This window comes from Saccharopolyspora sp. NFXS83 (assembly GCF_026241095.1).
Classification (GTDB): Bacteria; Actinomycetota; Actinomycetes; order Mycobacteriales; family Pseudonocardiaceae; genus Saccharopolyspora_C.
Genome location: NZ_JAPFGB010000011.1, coordinates 68,843 through 85,096 on the forward strand (window position 1 = coordinate 68,843; position 16,254 = coordinate 85,096).

General features: G+C 71.9%; 14 protein-coding genes and 1 pseudogene. 7 read left to right on the top strand and 8 right to left on the bottom strand.

Annotated features, from left to right (window positions below):
• Positions 1-118: 118 nt before the first annotated feature.
• Positions 119-1,087: a quinone oxidoreductase family protein gene (locus OOZ19_RS14520; RefSeq protein WP_266090626.1), complete on the top strand. Its 969-nt coding sequence runs from the start codon at positions 119-121 to the stop codon at positions 1,085-1,087.
• Between the two features lie 188 nt (positions 1,088-1,275).
• Here OOZ19_RS14520 and acnA read toward each other — a convergent pair whose 3' ends face one another.
• The 5 genes from acnA to OOZ19_RS14545 all read right to left on the bottom strand — a co-directional run bounded on the left by acnA (position 1,276) and on the right by OOZ19_RS14545 (position 8,132).
• Positions 1,276-3,900 carry an aconitate hydratase AcnA gene (gene acnA, locus OOZ19_RS14525; protein ID WP_266090627.1) on the bottom strand — a complete coding sequence of 875 codons (2,625 nt, stop codon included), beginning with the start codon at positions 3,898-3,900 and terminating at the stop codon, positions 1,276-1,278.
• Between the two features lie 149 nt (positions 3,901-4,049).
• The gene (locus OOZ19_RS14530; protein ID WP_266090628.1) at positions 4,050-4,922 is read right to left on the bottom strand and encodes an FCD domain-containing protein; all 873 of its coding nucleotides are present in this window, start codon (positions 4,920-4,922) and stop codon (positions 4,050-4,052) included.
• Between the two features lie 209 nt (positions 4,923-5,131).
• Positions 5,132-6,637, bottom strand: coding sequence for a tripartite tricarboxylate transporter permease (locus OOZ19_RS14535; protein WP_266090629.1), 1,506 nt, complete (start codon positions 6,635-6,637; stop codon positions 5,132-5,134).
• Positions 6,637-7,140, bottom strand: a complete 504-nt coding sequence (locus OOZ19_RS14540) for a tripartite tricarboxylate transporter TctB family protein (protein WP_266090630.1) — start codon at positions 7,138-7,140, stop codon at positions 6,637-6,639. Before OOZ19_RS14540 ends, OOZ19_RS14535 begins: the two co-directional genes overlap by 1 nt.
• Positions 7,137-8,132 carry a Bug family tripartite tricarboxylate transporter substrate binding protein gene (locus tag OOZ19_RS14545; protein WP_266090631.1) on the bottom strand — a complete coding sequence of 332 codons (996 nt, stop codon included), beginning with the start codon at positions 8,130-8,132 and terminating at the stop codon, positions 7,137-7,139. The genes OOZ19_RS14540 and OOZ19_RS14545 overlap by 4 nt, the downstream gene beginning before the upstream one ends.
• 413 nt (positions 8,133-8,545) lie before the next feature.
• Between OOZ19_RS14545 and OOZ19_RS14550 the strand changes: the two genes are divergently transcribed.
• The 6 genes and pseudogenes from OOZ19_RS14550 to OOZ19_RS14575 all read left to right on the top strand — a co-directional run bounded on the left by OOZ19_RS14550 (position 8,546) and on the right by OOZ19_RS14575 (position 13,772).
• The gene (locus OOZ19_RS14550) at positions 8,546-9,235 is read left to right on the top strand and encodes a TetR/AcrR family transcriptional regulator (protein ID WP_266090632.1); all 690 of its coding nucleotides are present in this window, start codon (positions 8,546-8,548) and stop codon (positions 9,233-9,235) included.
• Positions 9,236-9,334: 99 nt separating this feature from the next.
• Positions 9,335-9,694: pseudogene (locus OOZ19_RS30025) on the top strand (DUF6010 family protein); the annotation flags it as partial.
• 461 nt (positions 9,695-10,155) lie between these two features.
• On the top strand, positions 10,156-11,535 hold the full coding sequence (locus OOZ19_RS14560; protein ID WP_266090633.1) for an MFS transporter: 1,380 nt from the start codon (positions 10,156-10,158) through the stop codon (positions 11,533-11,535).
• Positions 11,536-11,601: 66 nt separating this feature from the next.
• A complete protein-coding gene (locus tag OOZ19_RS14565; protein WP_266090634.1) occupies positions 11,602-12,735 on the top strand; it encodes an L-talarate/galactarate dehydratase in 1,134 nt (377 codons plus the stop codon).
• Between the two features lie 343 nt (positions 12,736-13,078).
• A complete protein-coding gene (locus tag OOZ19_RS14570; RefSeq protein ID WP_266090635.1) occupies positions 13,079-13,348 on the top strand; it encodes a PLD nuclease N-terminal domain-containing protein in 270 nt (89 codons plus the stop codon).
• Positions 13,349-13,496: 148 nt separating this feature from the next.
• The gene (locus OOZ19_RS14575) at positions 13,497-13,772 is read left to right on the top strand and encodes a hypothetical protein (RefSeq protein WP_266090636.1); all 276 of its coding nucleotides are present in this window, start codon (positions 13,497-13,499) and stop codon (positions 13,770-13,772) included.
• Here OOZ19_RS14575 and OOZ19_RS14580 read toward each other — a convergent pair.
• Genes OOZ19_RS14580 through OOZ19_RS14590 form a run of 3 tightly spaced genes read right to left on the bottom strand, consistent with a single transcriptional unit; the run spans position 13,762 to position 16,249 of the window.
• Positions 13,762-14,433, bottom strand: a complete 672-nt coding sequence (locus OOZ19_RS14580) for an N-acetylmannosamine-6-phosphate 2-epimerase (RefSeq protein WP_266090637.1) — start codon at positions 14,431-14,433, stop codon at positions 13,762-13,764. The two genes, OOZ19_RS14575 and OOZ19_RS14580, sit on opposite strands and share 11 nt — an antisense overlap.
• Positions 14,430-15,329 (bottom strand): ROK family protein, encoded by a 900-nt coding sequence (locus OOZ19_RS14585; RefSeq protein ID WP_266090638.1) that lies wholly within the window; start codon positions 15,327-15,329, stop codon positions 14,430-14,432. The genes OOZ19_RS14580 and OOZ19_RS14585 overlap by 4 nt, the downstream gene beginning before the upstream one ends.
• Positions 15,326-16,249 (bottom strand): dihydrodipicolinate synthase family protein, encoded by a 924-nt coding sequence (locus OOZ19_RS14590; protein WP_266090639.1) that lies wholly within the window; start codon positions 16,247-16,249, stop codon positions 15,326-15,328. The genes OOZ19_RS14585 and OOZ19_RS14590 overlap by 4 nt, the downstream gene beginning before the upstream one ends.
• Positions 16,250-16,254: the final 5 nt, after the last annotated feature.

Genomic DNA, 16,254 nt, shown 5'->3' on the forward strand with positions numbered 1-16,254 from the left:
CCGCGCGCGGCACCGGTTGACCGGGGGGTGGGCGCTGCTCGGCGGCTCCGCGCTGACGGCGCGAGGCCGCGCGCCGACACTGAATCCCTGGGAACACACGATCACGAGGAGGCCTGGCATGAAGGCGGCGGTGTACTACGAGAACGGCGGTCCCGAGGTCCTGCGCTACGAGGACGTCCCGGACCCGGAGGCAGGAGCCGGTGAGGTGCTGCTGCGCGTCGCGGCGGTCAGCGTGCAGGGCGGCGACCTGCTGCACCGGCAGATGTCGCCGTTCGAGACCGCACCGCACGTCGTGGGCTACCAGGCGGCGGGCACCGTCGAGGCCGTCGGCGCGGGTGTGACCTCGGTGCGCGCGGGTCAGCGCGTGGTGGCGTTCATGCCCGCGGGTTCGCACGCCGAGCTCGCCGTGGCGCGGGAAGGCCACGTCTACCCGGTGCCGGACGCGCTGGACCTGCGGCTCGCCGCGGGCATCCCCGTCGAATTCGGCACCGCCGACGACTGCCTGTTCGAGTTCGGCCGGTTGCAGGCGGGCGAGACGGTGCTCGTGCAGGCCGCCGCGGGCGGCGTGGGCCTGGCCGCCGTGCAGCTCGCGAAGGCCGCCGGAGCGACGGTGATCGGCACGGCCTCCAGCGCCGAGAAGCTGACCCGGCTCACCGAACTCGGCCTCGACCACGCCATCAACTACAAGGACACCGACGTCGCCGACCGCGTCCAGGAGCTCACCGACGGGCGCGGAGTCGATCTCGTCGTCGACTCGGTCGGCGGGAGCACCTTGGAGGGCAGCGTGGGCGCGCTCGCCTACCGGGGGCGGATCAGCTGGGTCGGCCAGGCCGGTCGGGAAACGCGACCGCCGCAGCTCGGGCCGCTGATGTTCAAGAACGCCTCGCTCAACGGCGTCTACTTCGGCGGCGAGATGGAGCACGACCCGCCCCGCACCAGGGCGGTCGTCGAGCGGCTCATCGACCGGGTCGCGTCCGGTGAGCTCACCGTCGTGCTGGACCAGGAGTTCCCGCTCGCCGAGGCCGCCGCCGCGCACCGCCACATCGAGAGCCGCGCCGCCTTCGGCCGCGTTCTGCTCATCCCCTGACGCGGGGCACCGCGGCGAGCAGCGCCGGCCACCGCCCTCCCGCGGCTCCACCCACCGCCCGAACCGCCACCACTCGAACAGGACTCACCCGCCCCCTTCCCCGCGATGTCGCGAGACGTTGCGGGTGGGAGGTGGGGCGGTGCCACGGGGGAGTGCCATTCGTGCGGGTGGGTGGTTCGGGGGCCTCGTCAGGTGAGGGACTTTCGGACGACGTAGGGCAGCGTGCCGCCGTGGCGGAGGTAGTCGATCTCGCTGGCGGAGTCGATGCGGAGCCGCAAGGCGAGGACCTGCTCAGTCCCGTCTGCACGGGTGATCGTCATGGTGGCGCGGTTCAGCCCGGTGACGAGCGGGTCGGGCACGGACAGGTCGAGTTCGTCGCCGGAGTCGAATCCGTGGTCCGCCGCGGATTCCCCCGGCTCGAACACCAGCGGCAGCACGCCCATGCCGATCAGGTTGCTGCGGTGGATCCGCTCGAACGTCTCGGCCACCACCGCTCGCACGCCCAGCAGTGCCTGGGCTTTCGCGGCCCAGTCCCGGCTCGACCCGGCGCCGTAGTTCTTGCCGGCGATCACCACCAGCGGGGTCCCCTCGGCGCGCCACGACATCGCGGCGTCGTGCACGGACATGACGTGCTGCCCGGACGCGTCGTGCGCCCGGCCGCCGGAGCCCGCTTCCGACTCCGGCAGCAGCCGGTTGACCACGGCGCGGTTGGTGAACGCGCCGCGCAGCATCACCTCGTGGTTGCTGCGCCGCGTCGAGTACTGGTTGAGGTCGTGCGGCCGGGTCCCGCGTGCGCGCAGGTGGTGTCCGGCGGCGCTGTCGAGGGGGATCGCTCCGGCGGGTGAGATGTGATCGGTGGTGACGTCGTCGCCCAGCCACAGCAGCGCACGGCCGCGCCGGAAGCCGAGCTCGCTCTTCGGAGTGCGGGAGAGCCCGGTCAGGTACGGGGGTTTGCGGATGTAAGTGGAGTCCTCGTCCCACGGGAACAGCGTGTCGTCCGGCGCGGACAGCGCGTGCCAGTGCTCGGTGCCGTCGCGCAGCGTCCCGGTGTTGGCGCGGAACATCTCGGGCCGGACGGCGTCGGCGACGACCTGCCGCACCTCCTCGTCGGAGGGCCACAGATCGGCGAGCAGCACCGGTGCTCCGTCGCGGTCGTGGCCGATCGGCTCGGTGTCGAAGTCGTGCAGCACGGAACCGGCGAGGGCGTAGGCGACCACCAGCGGCGGTGAGGCGAGGTAGCCGAGTGAGACCTTCGGGTTGACGCGCCCGGCGAAGTTCCGGTTGCCGGAGAGCACCGCGGTGGGCACGAAGCCCCGGCCGACCAGCTCGTCCACCGCGGGGTGCAGCGGCCCGGAGTTGCCGATGCAGGTCATGCACCCGAATCCGGCGACGTGGAACCCGGTTTCGGCCAGCGCCGCGAGCAGTCCCGCCGCGTCGAGGTAGTCGCTGACGACCCGCGATCCCGGGGACAGCGAGGTCTTCACCCACGGCTTCGCCCGCAGGCCGCGTTCCGCCGCGCGCCGCGCCAGCAGCCCCGCCTGCACCATCAGCGCCGGGTTCGCGGTGTTGGTGCAGCTGGTGATCGAGGCGATGGCCACCCCTCCGGCGGGGACGGGTTGGTCGAACGCGCCGGGCACGGGTTCCTGCTCCCCGGCCGCCGCGCGGAACGTGCCCGGGACGGCCGACAGCGGCGTGCGCTCGTGCGGGAGGCGGGGTCCGGCGACGCTGGGTTCCACGGTGCCGAGGTCGAGGGTGAGCACCTCGTCGTAGGTCGGGTCCGGTTCCGACCCGGTCCGGAACAGGCCCTGCGCGCGGAGGTACTCGGTGACCACGGCGCGGTGCTCGTCGTCGCGGCCGGTCAGTTCGAGGTAGTTAGCGGCGTTCGCGTCGAAGGGGAAGTAGGAGCAGGTCGCGCCGTATTCGGGCGCCATGTTCGAGACCGCCGCCCGCTCGGCCCAGCCGAGTCCGGTCGCGCCGGGGCCGAAGAACTCGACGAACTTGTCGATCACGCCGTGCGCGCGCAGCGCCTCGGTCAGGGTCAGCGCCAGGTCGGTGGCGGTCACGCCGCTGCGCAGCCCGCCGAGCAGCCGCACGCCGACGACGGTGGGGAACGGGATCACGACCGGCTCGCCGAGCATCGCCGCCTGCGCCTGGAGCCCGCCGACGCCCCAGCCCACCACCCCGATCGAGTTGATCATCGGCGTGTGGCTGTCGGTCGCCACCAGCACGTCCGGGTGCAGCACCGGGGCGTCGCCGCCGGTGTCGGTCCACACCACGCGCGCCAGCGATTCCATGTTGACCTGGTGGATGATCCCGGTCCCGGGCGGCACCACCCGGAAGTTGCGCACGCTGCCCTCGGCCCACTTGATGAACTCGTAGCGCTCCCGGTTGCGCCGGTAGTCGATCAGCAGGTTGTTCTCCAGCGCGGCCGGGGTGCCGTACTCCTCGACGATGACCGAGTGGTCGACGGTCAGGTCCACCGGGATGGCGGGCTGCAGCCGTTCCGGGTCGCCGCCGAGTTCGGCCACGCCGTCGCGCATGCCGGCGAAGTCCGCGAGCGCGGGCAGGCAGGTGGTGTCGTGCAGCATGATCCGGTTGGGGTGCACCGGAACCTCGCAGGTGCTGCCGCGTTCCCGCGCCCGTCGCAGCACCGCTTCCAGCGAGCCGGGCGCGCGGCGGGCCACGTTCTCCAGCAGGACGCGGATCGCGTACGGCATGGCCGCCAGCTCGCGCTCGGAGGCCAGCCCGCGAAGGGGAACGTACCGGTAGGCGCGCTCACCGATGGCGAGCTCAGCGGTCTCGACGGTCTTCATGGCTAGATTGTATGGAATCACCGGAAAAAACAAAATGTGACTCTGGCTGTTTTCACGCGGCGAAATGCGGTCGCGGAGTGTTCTTGTTGGCGCGAACGGAACAATCTTCGGGATGGTCTCGACTCGCGGCCGACCGACGCGCGGCGGACTCAGCCCGAGCCGGGCAGCCGGGTCTTGAGCTCGCGGACCTCGTCGAGGTGGTCGCGCAGGAACCGGGACGCCGCCGCCTGATCGCCGCCTTCCAGCAGGTCGAGCAGTTCCAGGTGCTCCCGCGCCTGGCGGACCAGGCGATGCCGGTCGGTCTGGTGCCGGTACTCGATGAGCCTGCGGACGCGGTTGACGCGGGAGACCGCGTCGAGCAGGTAGGCGTTCGCCGCGCAGCCCACGATCATCTCGTGGAACTCCGCGTTCACCCGGAACAGCTCGCCGCGCGGCAGCAGCAGCGCGTCCCCGCTCAGCAGGGACTCCTGCTGTTCGCGGTGCAGCGCGAACTTCTCCGCGTCCACCGCGAATCCCGGTTCCAGTACCGCGGCCGGTTCGACGATCATGCGGAAGCGGTAGCTCTGGTCGTGCGCCTCCCGCGTGGACAGCAGGTGCTGGAACTCCCAGCCGCGGCCCGGCCTGCGCCGGATCAGGTCCTCCCGCTCCATGCGCAGCAGCACCCGGTCGGCCTCCCGCGTCGTGAGTCCGTGCCGACGGCAGATCTCGGCGGTGGTGAACTCGTCGGTGAACCGGCCGGTGAGGTACTCGTCGCCGATGCGGAAGTACGCGTCCTCCTCGGCGTTCGAACCGGCCGACAGGTCGACGTGGGCGAGCTCGCTCGACGAGCGGTTGAGGAAGTACCCGCGGTTGGGTTCCTGGCTGACCAGCCCGAGCTCGGCGAGGTACGCCAGCGCCTTGCGGACGGGGGACCGGGAGATGCCCAGCGAATCCGCCGCCCACTGCTCCCGCACGTGCGTGCCCCGATCCAGGCCGGAACGTCGAATGAGGTCGATGACCTGCATCGCGATGGTGGGGGCCATGGTTTCCTCGTCGCTCCCTCGCGCTGTGGCTGCCGTGCGCCGGGGCCGGGATCGGCGGCCTCCGCCGCGTGAGCCGCCGAGGCCAGCGCCCCCTCAGGCTAACGAGTGCACATGGCGCCCTTCTCGCTCGTGCCTCGTCGGCGGCGGGTCGCTGAGCAGCGACGACCCAGAGGGGGTGAGCCGGGGCCGCCCGGGGCGGCCCCGGCCGCTCAGCCGCGCGCCGGCGTTCGCGCCGCGCGCCACCGCATCCCGAGCACCACGACCAGCGCCGCGATCAGGACCGCGTACAGGCTCAGGGCGATGGGGCTGTCGAACAGCACCAGCACGTCGCCCTGGCCCAGGGCCATCGCCCGGCGCAGTTCCTGTTCCGCCAGCGGGCCGAGTATGACGCCGATCAGCACCGGTGCCAGCGGAACCCCGGTGCGGCGCAGCAGGAAGCTCAGCAGACCGACGAGGTAGACCAGCACCACGTCGGAGATCGCCAGCTTCGAGGAGTAGGCGCCGAGCGTGGCGAACACGGCGATCGCCGCGTACAGGTAGTGCTGCGGGATGCTCAGCAACTTCGCCCACAGCGGGGCGAACGGCAGGTTCAGCACCAGCAGCAGCACGTTGCCGATGAACAGGCTCGCCAGCAGCGCCCAGACCAGATCGCCCTCGTTCTGGAACAGCAGCGGCCCCGGTTGCATCCCGTACTGCTGGAACGCGCCGAGCATGATCGCGGCCGTCGCCGAGGTGGGCAGGCCCAGCCCGAGCAGCGGAACCAGGGAGACCGCCGTGGTGGAGTTGTTCGAGGCTTCGGGCGCGGCGACGCCTTCGATCGCTCCGCTGCCGAACTCGGATCCGCCCCGCCGCCGGGCGAGCCGCCGTTCCAGCCCGAGGGACAGGAACGTCGGGATCTCCGAACCTCCGGCGGGAATCGCGCCGAACGGCAGGCCGATGGCGGTGCCGCGCATCCAAGGCAGGAACGAGCGGCGGACGTCCCGGCGGCTCAACCAGGGCCGCCCGGTGTCGATGTCCTGCAACCGCTGCGCTCCGCGGTTGCGGGCGGCGACGTGCAGCACTTCGCCGATGGCCAGCATGCCGACGGTCACGACGACCACGCTGATCCCGTCGAGCAGGGAGCTCGACCCGAGCGTGTAGCGGGCCACCCCGGTCTGCGCGTCGATGCCGACGACGCCGATCGCCAGGCCCAGCCCCAGCGCGGTCAACCCGCGCACCGCGGAGTCGGCGACGACCGCGGCGGTCGCGGCGAACGCGAACAGCGCCAGCGCGAAGTACTCGGCGGGCCCGAACCGCAGCGCGAAGTCCACCATGAACGGCGCGCAGAACACGACCGCGACGCAGGCGATGGTGCCGCCGACGAAGGAGCCGATCACCGAGGTGGCCAGCGCCTGCGGGGCTCGGCCGCGGCGGGCCATCAGGAATCCCTCGAAGGCGGTGGCCATCGAGGACGACTGCCCCGGCGTGTTGAGCAGGATCGCCGTGGTGGCACCGCCGAACTGCCCGCCGAAGTACACCCCGGCGAGCATGATGAACGCCCCGGTCGGCTCCAGCCGGAAGGTCAGCGGGATCAGCATGGCCACGGCCATCGAGCTGCCCAGGCCGGGCAGCACGCCGACGGCGGTGCCCAGCACCACGCCGACCAGGCACAGCAGCAGGTTCATCGGCGACAGCGCGTCGGCGAATCCGCCCATCAGGAGGTTCCAGGCGTCCATCACAGCACCTCCGCCAGCAGGCCGATCGGCAGCGCGATGCCGAGTCCGGCGGTGAACGCGAACTGGACGGTGCAGGAGAAGACCACCGCCACCCCCAGGTCGAACAGGGCGCGCGAGCTGCCGAGCGCGCGGGCCACGCCCCAGAACAGCACGGCGCCCGCCGGGATCCAGCCGAGCAGGACGAGCACGGCGAGGTGCGCGGCCAGGGTCGCGACGACGATCCCGAACGCGCGCCAGTCGCCGCCGGGCGTCTCCGCGTCCTCCGCCGGAGGCGCGGCGGGCTTCCGCGCGGCTTGCACGACGAGCGCGCCCGCCAGCACGATCAGCAGCACGCCCACCGCGATCGGGAACCACTGCGGTCCCAGGTAGCCGACGTTGAGCGGTAACGGCAGTCGCAGCCCCTGCAGGACCAGGAATGCGCCGATGACGAGCACCAGGCCCGCGAGCAGCCGGTCGGCTCCGCTCGCGCCGCCCTTGTCGGTGGGAGCGTCCGTCGTCGTCATGCGAGCCCCAACCTCTCGGTGATGTCCCGGATCCGCTCGGTCTCGGCGCCGAGCGTGCGGTCGAAGGCCGGGCCGTCCTCGAAACCGTTGAGCCAGTTGTTGCGCAGCAACGCTTCCCGCCACTGCGGGGTGGCGACGAGACGGCGGACGAACCCCCGCATGTCGTCGGCCTGCTCCGGCGTGATGCCCGGCGCGGCGGCCAGTCCCCGCCAGTTCGACATCACGATGTCGTAGCCGGATTCCCGCAGCGTCGGGGCGTCGGGCAGGTCGACCGTGCGCTGCGGGGAGGAGACGCCGAGCACGCGCAGTTCCCCGGCGGTGACTTGATCGCTGATCTCGTTGGTGTTGGCCACTCCCACGTCGAGGTGGCCGCCCAGCAGTGCGGCCACCATTTCGCCACCGCCGGAGTAGGCGATGTAGTTCAGCCCGGCGGGCCCCACGCCGGCCGCGCTCGCGGCGGATCCCGCGAGCAGGTGGTCCAGGCTGCCGATGGAGCCGCCGCCGACGACCACGCCGCCGGGGTCGGTCGCCCAGCGCTGCATCAGGTCGCCGGTGGTGCGCAACGGCGAGGTGGCGGGCACGACGATCGCGTCGTAGTCCTGGGTGATCTTGGCGATGGGGGTGGTGTCGGTGACCTGGTTCGGCGAGCCGTTGATCTCGACGGCGCCGAGCATCGTGGTCCCGGTGAGCAGCAGCGTGTTCGGATCGCCGGGCTGGTTGACGGTCCGCGCGAGGCCGATGGTGCCACCGGCGCCTTCGACGTTGAGCACTTCGCTGGAGCCGGTGAGCCCGTTCTCCTGCGCGGCGTGCTGGAGCTCGCGGGCCGTGGTGTCCCAGCCGCCGCCCGGCGCGGCCGGGGCGACGATCTTGAGCTTGTCCCGCAGTCCCGTTCCGGACCGGGCGGATTCGTAGGCCGAGGCCACCCCGGTGCCGACCAGCACCAGGCTCAGCACGGCCGCGCCCAGGCGACCGGTGAACCTCCCGGCCGTCACCGCGTGCCTCCGCGTGGGTCGCCGGACGCGGTGGGCCCGCCGTCCGGACAACGATCGACGGTGATCGTCATGCGCTCTCCCGCTTGCGTTTCCGCTCCGCGGACCTGGCCGGAGCTGGTTGTACTAAATCGAGCATCGGTACAATATTCAGCGGGTCTGTCGCAGTCAACAGCGCACTGACCGGTTCCGCCCTAGGTGCCGGTCGCGGTGATGCCCGTTGTCATGACGGGATGTCAGCCTCGAAGCCGGGCGGAGCCGGGGTCCGGAAGCGGTCGAGTCGAAGCGCTCGAACCCGTGAGATTGCATCGATCCGCCTGGACATGCGCATCGCCGGCGCTCCCGGTCTGGGCGGGGGAGATCGGGGGAAAATCGGCCTTACCGTCGCTGACGCGGAGGAACTAGCATCGGTACCCGTGTCGGACGGGGTTCGTGAGCGGATCATCGATGCGGCGTCCGCGCTGCTCGCCGGTGGCGGCCCCGATGCCATGACCACCCGCGCGGTCTGCGCGGCGGCGGGCGTGCAGGCTCCGACGATCTACCGGTTCTTCGGCGACAAGGGCGGTTTGCTCGACGCGGTCACCGAGCGCGTCTTCGCGTCCTTCGTGCAGCGCGAATCGTGGTCGGCCCGCCGCGATCCCGTCGAGGACCTGCGCCGCGGCTGGGACTTGCACGTGCGCTTCGGGATCGAGAACCCCGCCGCCTACGCGGCCGTGCACGGCCAGCCCCGCTCTGCAGGGGGGCCGAGCGCGCGGCGGCAGGCGGCGGAGCTGTTCGCGGGCCCGATCCGCCGCATCGCGCGAACCGGCCGGCTGCTCGTCCCGGAGTCACGCGCGACCCGGCTGGTGCACGCAGCGGCGACGGGCGCGACCTTGGAGCTCATCGGGACCGCGGCACCGGACCGGGATCCCGGCCTCGGCGACCTCGTGCGGGAAGCGGCGATCGCCTCGATCGTCGGCGCCGGCCCCGATCCCGAGCGCGACGCCCCGCCGGAGGTCGGCGCGGCGCTGACGCTGCGAGCCGGACTGGACGGGCTCACCGAGCTCACCGCCCCCGAACGCGCACTGCTGGCCCAATGGCTCGACCGGATCACCGCCCCCGGCTGATCGGGAACCCGCGAACGTTCGAGACCTGGCCGGAATTCGGCGGTCCCTGCCGTCGTCGCCACTGCTCGGGGGGAGGTGGTCGTGGCATGGCGTCGGGCGATGTCCATCATCGCACCACTGATCATCGACCTCCTGCACGTGCTGCTGAACTCGCTGATCCCGCCGCGGCACCGCCGCCCGTTCAACGCGATCGTGGTCGCCGGAGCCGGTGCCGCGTACCTCAGCGGCGGCGGCCTGGGGCTCTGGGAGTTCGCCTTCACCGCCGTGACGACCTACGTGGCCTACCGCGGCCTGAGCTCGTGGACGTTCATCGGGATCGCGTGGCTCCTGCACACGGCGTGGGACGTGCTGCACCACCTCAACGGCACCCCGATCATCCCGTTCGCCGAGCACTCGTCGTTCGGCTGCGCGCTCTGCGACCCGGTGATCGCCGCCTGGTGCTTCGCAGGCGGCCCCTCGGCCCCGGCCTCCTCCGACGCTTCCGCACCCCGTCGACCCCCGAGACCGACCCGCACCCGGTCGGGGACCAGCCCCGCGGCGGCCCGTGTTCCCGTGAGTTCGCGGTGGGAACGGGCGGTTCTGATCGTCCCGCCTGGGCGGCCGGATCGTTCGCGCGGCCGGTGCGGAAGTCCCTGCACTGGTGGGTTTTCGCGGTCGGGGGAGATCACCTGATCGGCCCAGTTCGGGCTCGGGGCGGCTCGGTGGGGGACTTCCGCTGCTCCGGATGCGGGGTGAGGGCGGTGGTGATTGCGCCGGTCGGCGGGTCCGGGAACGCTCCGCAGCCGTGATGCGGATCAGGTATCGGATGATGCCGAATCGGTGTTAGAAGAGCATCGCCGTCCGCGCCTAGTCTGCTGGCACCCCGCGATCGGGAGTTCCCCAGGGGACGACCGGCTCGCCTTCCACAGTGGAGGACGACGATGTCTGACAGCGAGGCGGAAGCGGCCGGGCGAACGGCGGAGCGCGCAGCCGGCCGTCCGCGCATTCCCACGCGATTCCTCGTGCTGGCGCTGATCTTCGTGATCACCGTGGTGAACTACGCCGACCGCAGCAGCCTGTCCATCACCGGCAGCAGCCTGCAGGCGGACCTCGGGTTCAGCACCGTCCAGCTCGGCTACATCTTCTCGGCGTTCAGCTGGGCCTACGTGGTGGCGCAGCTGCCCGGCGGAATGCTGCTGGACCGGTTCGGGGCTCGCCGGGTCTACGCGTTCAGCCTCGTGCTGTGGACGCTGGTGACGCTGGCCGTGAGCTTCGTCGGGTTGATCACGACCCCGGTGCTGGTCGCGGTGACCATCATCTTCCTGCTGCGGTTGCTGCTGGGAGCGTTCGAATCGCCCGCGTTCCCGGCGAACGCGCGGGTCGCGACGGCCTGGTTCCCCACCGCGGAACGCGGCCGGGCGACGGCGATCTTCAACTCCGCCCAGTACTTCGCGACCGCGCTGTTCGCGCCGATCATGGGCTGGATCACCCACCAGTTCGGCTGGCGCTGGGTGTTCGTGATGCTGGGCGTGCTCGGGTTCGCGCTCGCGGCGATGTGGCTGCGGTGGATGGATTCGCCGCGCCACCACCCCCGGGTCTCGCCGGAGGAATTCGAGAAGATCAGCTCGGGCGGTGGGCTGGTGGACCTGGACGCCCCGAAGAGCGGGGACGCGGCGCCGGTCCAGGAACGCGCACCGTTGAACGCGGCCACGTTCCGGCAGATCTTCGCGGCGCGGGCGTTGTGGGGCGTGTACCTCTCGCAGTACGCGGTGAACGCGCTGACCTACTTCTTCATCACCTGGTTCCCGGTGTACCTGGTGCAGGGGCGAGGCCTGTCGCTGCTCGAAGTGGGGTTCGTGGCGGCGCTGCCCGCGGTGTGCGGGTTCGGCGGCGGACTGCTCGGCGGGTTCCTCTCCGACGGGATGCTGCGGCGCGGGTATTCGCTGACGGCGGCCCGGAAGGTGCCGTCGGTGGTGGGCATGCTGCTGGCCACCAGCATCGGGCTGTGCAACCTGACCGACAGCAGCGTGCTGATCGTCGCCCTGATGACGCTGGCGTTCTTCGGCAAGGGCATCGGGGCGCTCGGCTGGGCGATCACCACGGACATCGCGCCGCCGCAGGCGTCGAGCTTCGTGGCCTCCACGATGAACGCGTTCGGCAACGCCGCGGGCATCGTGACCCCCATCGTCATCGGCTACACCGTGCAGGCCACCGGTTCCTTCACCGTCGCCCTGTGGTTCGTCGCCGCCCACGGGCTGCTCGCGCTGGTCGGTTTCGCGGTGATGGGCCCGATCAAGCGGATCACCTTCGACGCGGCCTGACGGGTCCTCCCGGAGTCCGAAGAGTTCTTGAAGGCCGTCCGCATCCCAGTTGAACGGAGCGTTCCGATGACCCCGTCCGCCACCCTCGACCGGATCACCCGGGTGAAGATCTCCTCGGTGACGTTGCCGCTGTCGACGCCGATCAGCGATGCGAAGGTCCTCACCGGCAGGCAACGGCCGATGACCGAGGTGGCCATGCTGTTCGCGGAGATCAGCACGGCCTCCGGCCAGGAAGGCGTGGGCTTCAGCTACTCCAAGCGGGCCGGTGGACCGGGCCAGTTCGCCCACGCCCGCGAGATCGCGCCGGTGCTGATCGGCGAGGACCCCAGCGACATCGGCAAGATCTGGGACAAACTGGTGTGGGCGGGCGCGTCGGTCGGTCGCAGCGGGCTGTCGATCCAGGCCATCGCCGCGTTCGACGTGGCGCTGTGGGACTTGAAGGCCAAGCGCGCCGGCCTGCCGCTGGCGAAGCTGCTCGGCGCCCACCGCGACTCGGTGCGCTGCTACAACACCTCGGGCGGCTTCCTGCACTCGCCGATCGAGGAGGTCGTGGGCCGGGCAGCGGAGTCCGTCGCGAACGGCATCGGCGGCATCAAGCTCAAGGTGGGGCACCCGGACCACGCCACCGACCTCGCCCGCGTGAGCGCCGTTCGGGAGGAGGTCGGCGACGGGGTGGCGCTGATGGTCGACGCGAACCAGCAGTGGGACCGGCCCGCCGCGCGCCGCATGTGCCGCGCGCTGGAACCGCTGGACCTGGTGTGGATCGAGGAACCCCTCGACGCCTACGACGCGGAGGGCCACGCGCTGCTCGCGTCCACCTTCGACACGTCCATCGCCACCGGTGAGATGCTCGCCAGCGTCGCCGAGCACGCCGAGCTCATCCGCGTCGGCGGCGCCGACGTCGTGCAGCCCGACGCGCCCCGGATCGGCGGCATCACCCAGTTCCTCAAGGTGATGGCCTTGGCGGAGCAGCGGAAGCTGCAACTCGCGCCGCACTTCGCGATGGAGATCCACGTCCACCTCGCCGCCGCGTACCCGCACGAACCGTGGGTGGAGCACTTCGAATGGCTCGACCCGCTGTTCAACGAGCACCTGGAGATCGCCGACGGCCGGATGCACCTCTCGCCGCGCCCCGGCCTCGGCGTCACCATCAGCGACCAGGCCCGAGCCTGGACCGTCGCCGAACACGAGGAGAGCTGACGCGGGGTCGCGGAACTCCGCGGGATTCTCGCTGCGGGATCGATCTCCCGTTGCGAACCCGTGGCGGTGCCGATTTCGAGGTGTCCTGTTCTCCGCCGCTGGCAGGACACCGGTCGAAGATCCGCCGCTGCGCCGGGTGGGGCTGTTCACCCGCCCCCAGCTGCGGCAGCTCGCTCCTGGCGAATTCCCTCGCTGTGGTCGCGAAATCCGGCGAGGTGGGGGTAATCCTTTCGGCCAAGGGGCCTCGGGCCGATCAGCCGAAGTGGTGGGAGGGCATCGGCTGTGAGAGTGGTTCATGTCGGTGGCGGACGCCCCGGCAGCCCCACCCGGAACGGAGCCCCCGATGATGTACTTGATCGCTCAGCAGCAGGCCGACGACCTCATCCCCGCTGACAGCGTCCTCGCGTCGCTGCTGATCAACTTCCCGATGGTCCTGCTCATCGCGTACGCGCTGCTGTTCATCTCCGCGCTGATCAGCATCCTCGGTTCCGCGCTGAGCGGCGGCATGAAGCTGGTGTGGGTCGTGGTGGCCTTCATGGCGCCGTTCCTGGGGAGCCTGCTGTGGTTCGTGATCGGCCGCGGCGACGCCCGCAGGCGAGTCGTCGTCCGATGATCGCCACCCGGCTCGGCCGTCCGGCCGGGGGATCGAGACTTTCGGCCGGACGATCAGGTCGATCGGCGGACGTGACCGGTGCGCTGCGCTTGCGAGAGTGGGTCCTGCCGGTGACCGACCGGTAGAACCACTGCGAACGGAGCCTCCGATGTCCCAGCTCTCCCACGTCCTCGAAGCCGCGGGTCTCGGCTACTTCGGGCAGCTCGCGTCCGGCATGGCGGTGCTGCTGACCCTCAGCGCGGTGGCCGGGATCGTCGTCGAACCCGGGCTCGGCGGTCGCCGCAAGCTGCTGTGGGGCCTGCTGGCGCTGGTGCCGTTCTTGGGCGGTGCGCTGTGGTTCTTCGTCGGACGGTCGCGCGCCGAACGGGAGTCCGCCGAAGCCGGGTCCGCGGAGCTCGACGTGCCGTCCACCGTCAGCCGTTGACGGCGTCGGCGAACCAGCACGTGATCGTCGTCGGGTGCGTGATCGCCGTGCCCACGACCACCGAGTGCGCGCCCCGGCCCATCGCGTCCGCCGCCTGCCGCGGCGTGTGGATGCGGCCTTCGGCGATCACCGGCACCGGGACGGCCGCGACGAGCGCCTCGACCAGGTCCAAGTCCGGGCCGATCGGCTTCGGCCCGAGCACGGTGTAGCCGGACAGCGTGGTGCCCACGACGTCGGCTCCCAGCTCCACCGCCCGCACGCCTTCCTCCAGCGCGGACACATCGGCCATCGCGAGCCTGCCCACCGCGTGGATCGCCGCGACGGTGTCCTCGATCGGCCTCCCGTCGGGGCGTTTCCGGCCGGTGGCGTCGAACGCCACGACGTCCGCGCCGGTCCCGGCGACGGCGACGGCGTGGTCCGCGGTCGGCGTGATGTAGACGCCCTCCGCGCCGTCCTTCCACAAGCCGATGATCGGCACGTCGACCGACTCGCGGATCAGCCGCAGGTCGTCGAGGCCCTGGGCGCGGATGCCCGCCGCCCCGCCGTGCAGCGCGGCCAGCGCCATCCGCCGCATCGAGTCCGGATCGCGCAGCGGCTCTCCGGGGTACGCCTGGCACGAGACGACGAGTCGTCCGCGCAACCTGTCGAGCACCTCGTTCATCCGAGTTCATCCCAAGCCATCCGGGCGGCGCCGAGCACCGCGGCATCACTTCCGAGCCCGCCGGTCACGACCGGAACGTCGCGCACCGCGGGCAGCGCTTCGGCGGCGACGGCGGCGCGCACCGCGCTCCACCAGACCGGCCCGCAGGAGCTGACCCCGCCGCCGACCAGCACCAGCTCCGGGTCCACGGCGTTGACCAGCCCGCCGAGCAGCTGCCCGGTGGCCGTGGCGCCCCGGGTGAGCACGTCCGAGGCCAGCGCATCTCCGGACTCGGCGAGCGCGGCGACTTCCGGCAGCGTCGTCGCGGAACCGCCCCGCTCCAGGTACTCCGCGAGCAGCGCCGGACCGCTGCCGACGCCCTCCGCGTGCCCGGAACCGCCGCACGGACACGGTTTTCCGGCCGCAGCCGGGACCGGCAGGTGCCCGACGTGCCCGGCCACGGCGTGCGCGCCGTGGTGCGGGCGGCCGTCGATGATGAGGGAACCGCCGATGCCGGTGCCGACGGCGACGAACAGGACGTGCCGCTTCCCGGCCGCCGCACCCGTCCACAGCTCGCCGAGGGCGTGGGCGTGCACGTCGTTGTCGACGGTGACCGGGACGCCGAGCCGCGCGGCGAGCTCACCGCGCAGGTCGGTGCCCGCCCACCCCGCGAGGGAATCGGTGGCCGAGCGCACCCGGCCCGACGCGCGGTCGATCACCCCGGCGCTGCCCACCCCGGCCGCGGCGAACGGCGCGCCGAGCTCGCCGACGGCGGCGCTCACCGCGTCGAGCACCGCGCCCGCGCCCTCGGCGGCCGGGGTCGGCAGCGACGAGCGCGCCGTGATCCGCCCGTCGGCGGTCACCAGGGCCGCGGCGATGCCGGTGCCGCCGATGTCGACGCCCACGACCTCGGTCACAGCAACCCCGCCGCGACCAGCCGCTCCTCGACGCCGGCCACTTCGTCCGCGGTCAGCGGCAGCTGCGGCGGCGCCGTCACCGGGCAGTCGATGACGCCGCGCAGGTGCAGGGCGGCCTTGAACGCGCCCAGCGCCGAGGAGCTCGCGCCGATCCGGTTCGGGTCGCCGACAGCGGTGAGGCCGAACAGGTCGATCAGCCGCTCCTGCTCCACCTTCGCCTGGTCCCACTCGCCGTCCGCGCACAGCCGGTTCAGCCGCACGTAGGCGTCGGGGTCGACGTTGCCGAGGCCCGGCACGGAACCGTCGGCGCCCATCCGCATGTTCGTGTCCACGGTCAGCTCGGAACCGGTGAGCACGCTGAACGACTCCAGCCCGCGCGCCGTGCGGCCGACGAGCAGCCCGCGCAGCCCGGCGTCGTCGCCGCTGGAGTCCTTCACCCCGGCGAGCACGCCTTCGGCGGCGAGCCGCAGCAGCATCGCGGAGCTCAGCTTGGAGTGCACCGAGACCGGGATGTCGTAGGCGTACAGCGGGAGTTCGGCGCTCTCGGCGATCAGCCGGAAGTGGTGCTCGATCTCCGCGGGGTGGGTGCGCGTGTAGAACGGCGCGGTCGCCACCACGCCGGAGCACCCGGTCCGCTCCGCGGCGCGCACGTGCTCGCGCACCCGGAGCGTCGTGGTGTCGATGGCGCCCGCGAGCACCGGGACCTGGCCGGACACCGCGTCGACGACGGTGCGGAGCACCTGCTCGCGCTGCGCGTCGGTCAGGAACGCCATCTCACCGGTCGAGCCGAGCGCGAACACCCCGTCGACGCCCGCCGCCAGCAGGTGCTCGACGAGCAGCGCCAGCGAACGGGTGTCCACGTCGAGTTCCGGGGTCAGCGGTGTGCAGATCGGGGGGATGACTCCGTTGCGGAGTTCCATGTCTC

Bases quoted from the DNA above. Each gene is read 5' to 3' on its own strand.
- OOZ19_RS14520 (WP_266090626.1), top strand. From the start codon at position 119: ATGAAGGCGGCGGTGTACTACGAGAACGGCGGTCCCGAGGTCCTGCGC.
- acnA (WP_266090627.1), bottom strand. From the start codon at position 3,900: ATGAAGACCGTCGAGACCGCTGAGCTCGCCATCGGTGAGCGCGCCTAC.
- OOZ19_RS14530 (WP_266090628.1), bottom strand. From the start codon at position 4,922: ATGGCCCCCACCATCGCGATGCAGGTCATCGACCTCATTCGACGTTCC.
- OOZ19_RS14535 (WP_266090629.1), bottom strand. From the start codon at position 6,637: ATGGACGCCTGGAACCTCCTGATGGGCGGATTCGCCGACGCGCTGTCG.
- OOZ19_RS14540 (WP_266090630.1), bottom strand. From the start codon at position 7,140: ATGACGACGACGGACGCTCCCACCGACAAGGGCGGCGCGAGCGGAGCC.
- OOZ19_RS14560 (WP_266090633.1), top strand. From the start codon at position 10,156: ATGTCTGACAGCGAGGCGGAAGCGGCCGGGCGAACGGCGGAGCGCGCA.
- OOZ19_RS14565 (WP_266090634.1), top strand. From the start codon at position 11,602: ATGACCCCGTCCGCCACCCTCGACCGGATCACCCGGGTGAAGATCTCC.
- OOZ19_RS14570 (WP_266090635.1), top strand. From the start codon at position 13,079: ATGATGTACTTGATCGCTCAGCAGCAGGCCGACGACCTCATCCCCGCT.
- OOZ19_RS14575 (WP_266090636.1), top strand. From the start codon at position 13,497: ATGTCCCAGCTCTCCCACGTCCTCGAAGCCGCGGGTCTCGGCTACTTC.
- OOZ19_RS14580 (WP_266090637.1), bottom strand. From the start codon at position 14,433: ATGAACGAGGTGCTCGACAGGTTGCGCGGACGACTCGTCGTCTCGTGC.
- OOZ19_RS14590 (WP_266090639.1), bottom strand. From the start codon at position 16,249: ATGGAACTCCGCAACGGAGTCATCCCCCCGATCTGCACACCGCTGACC.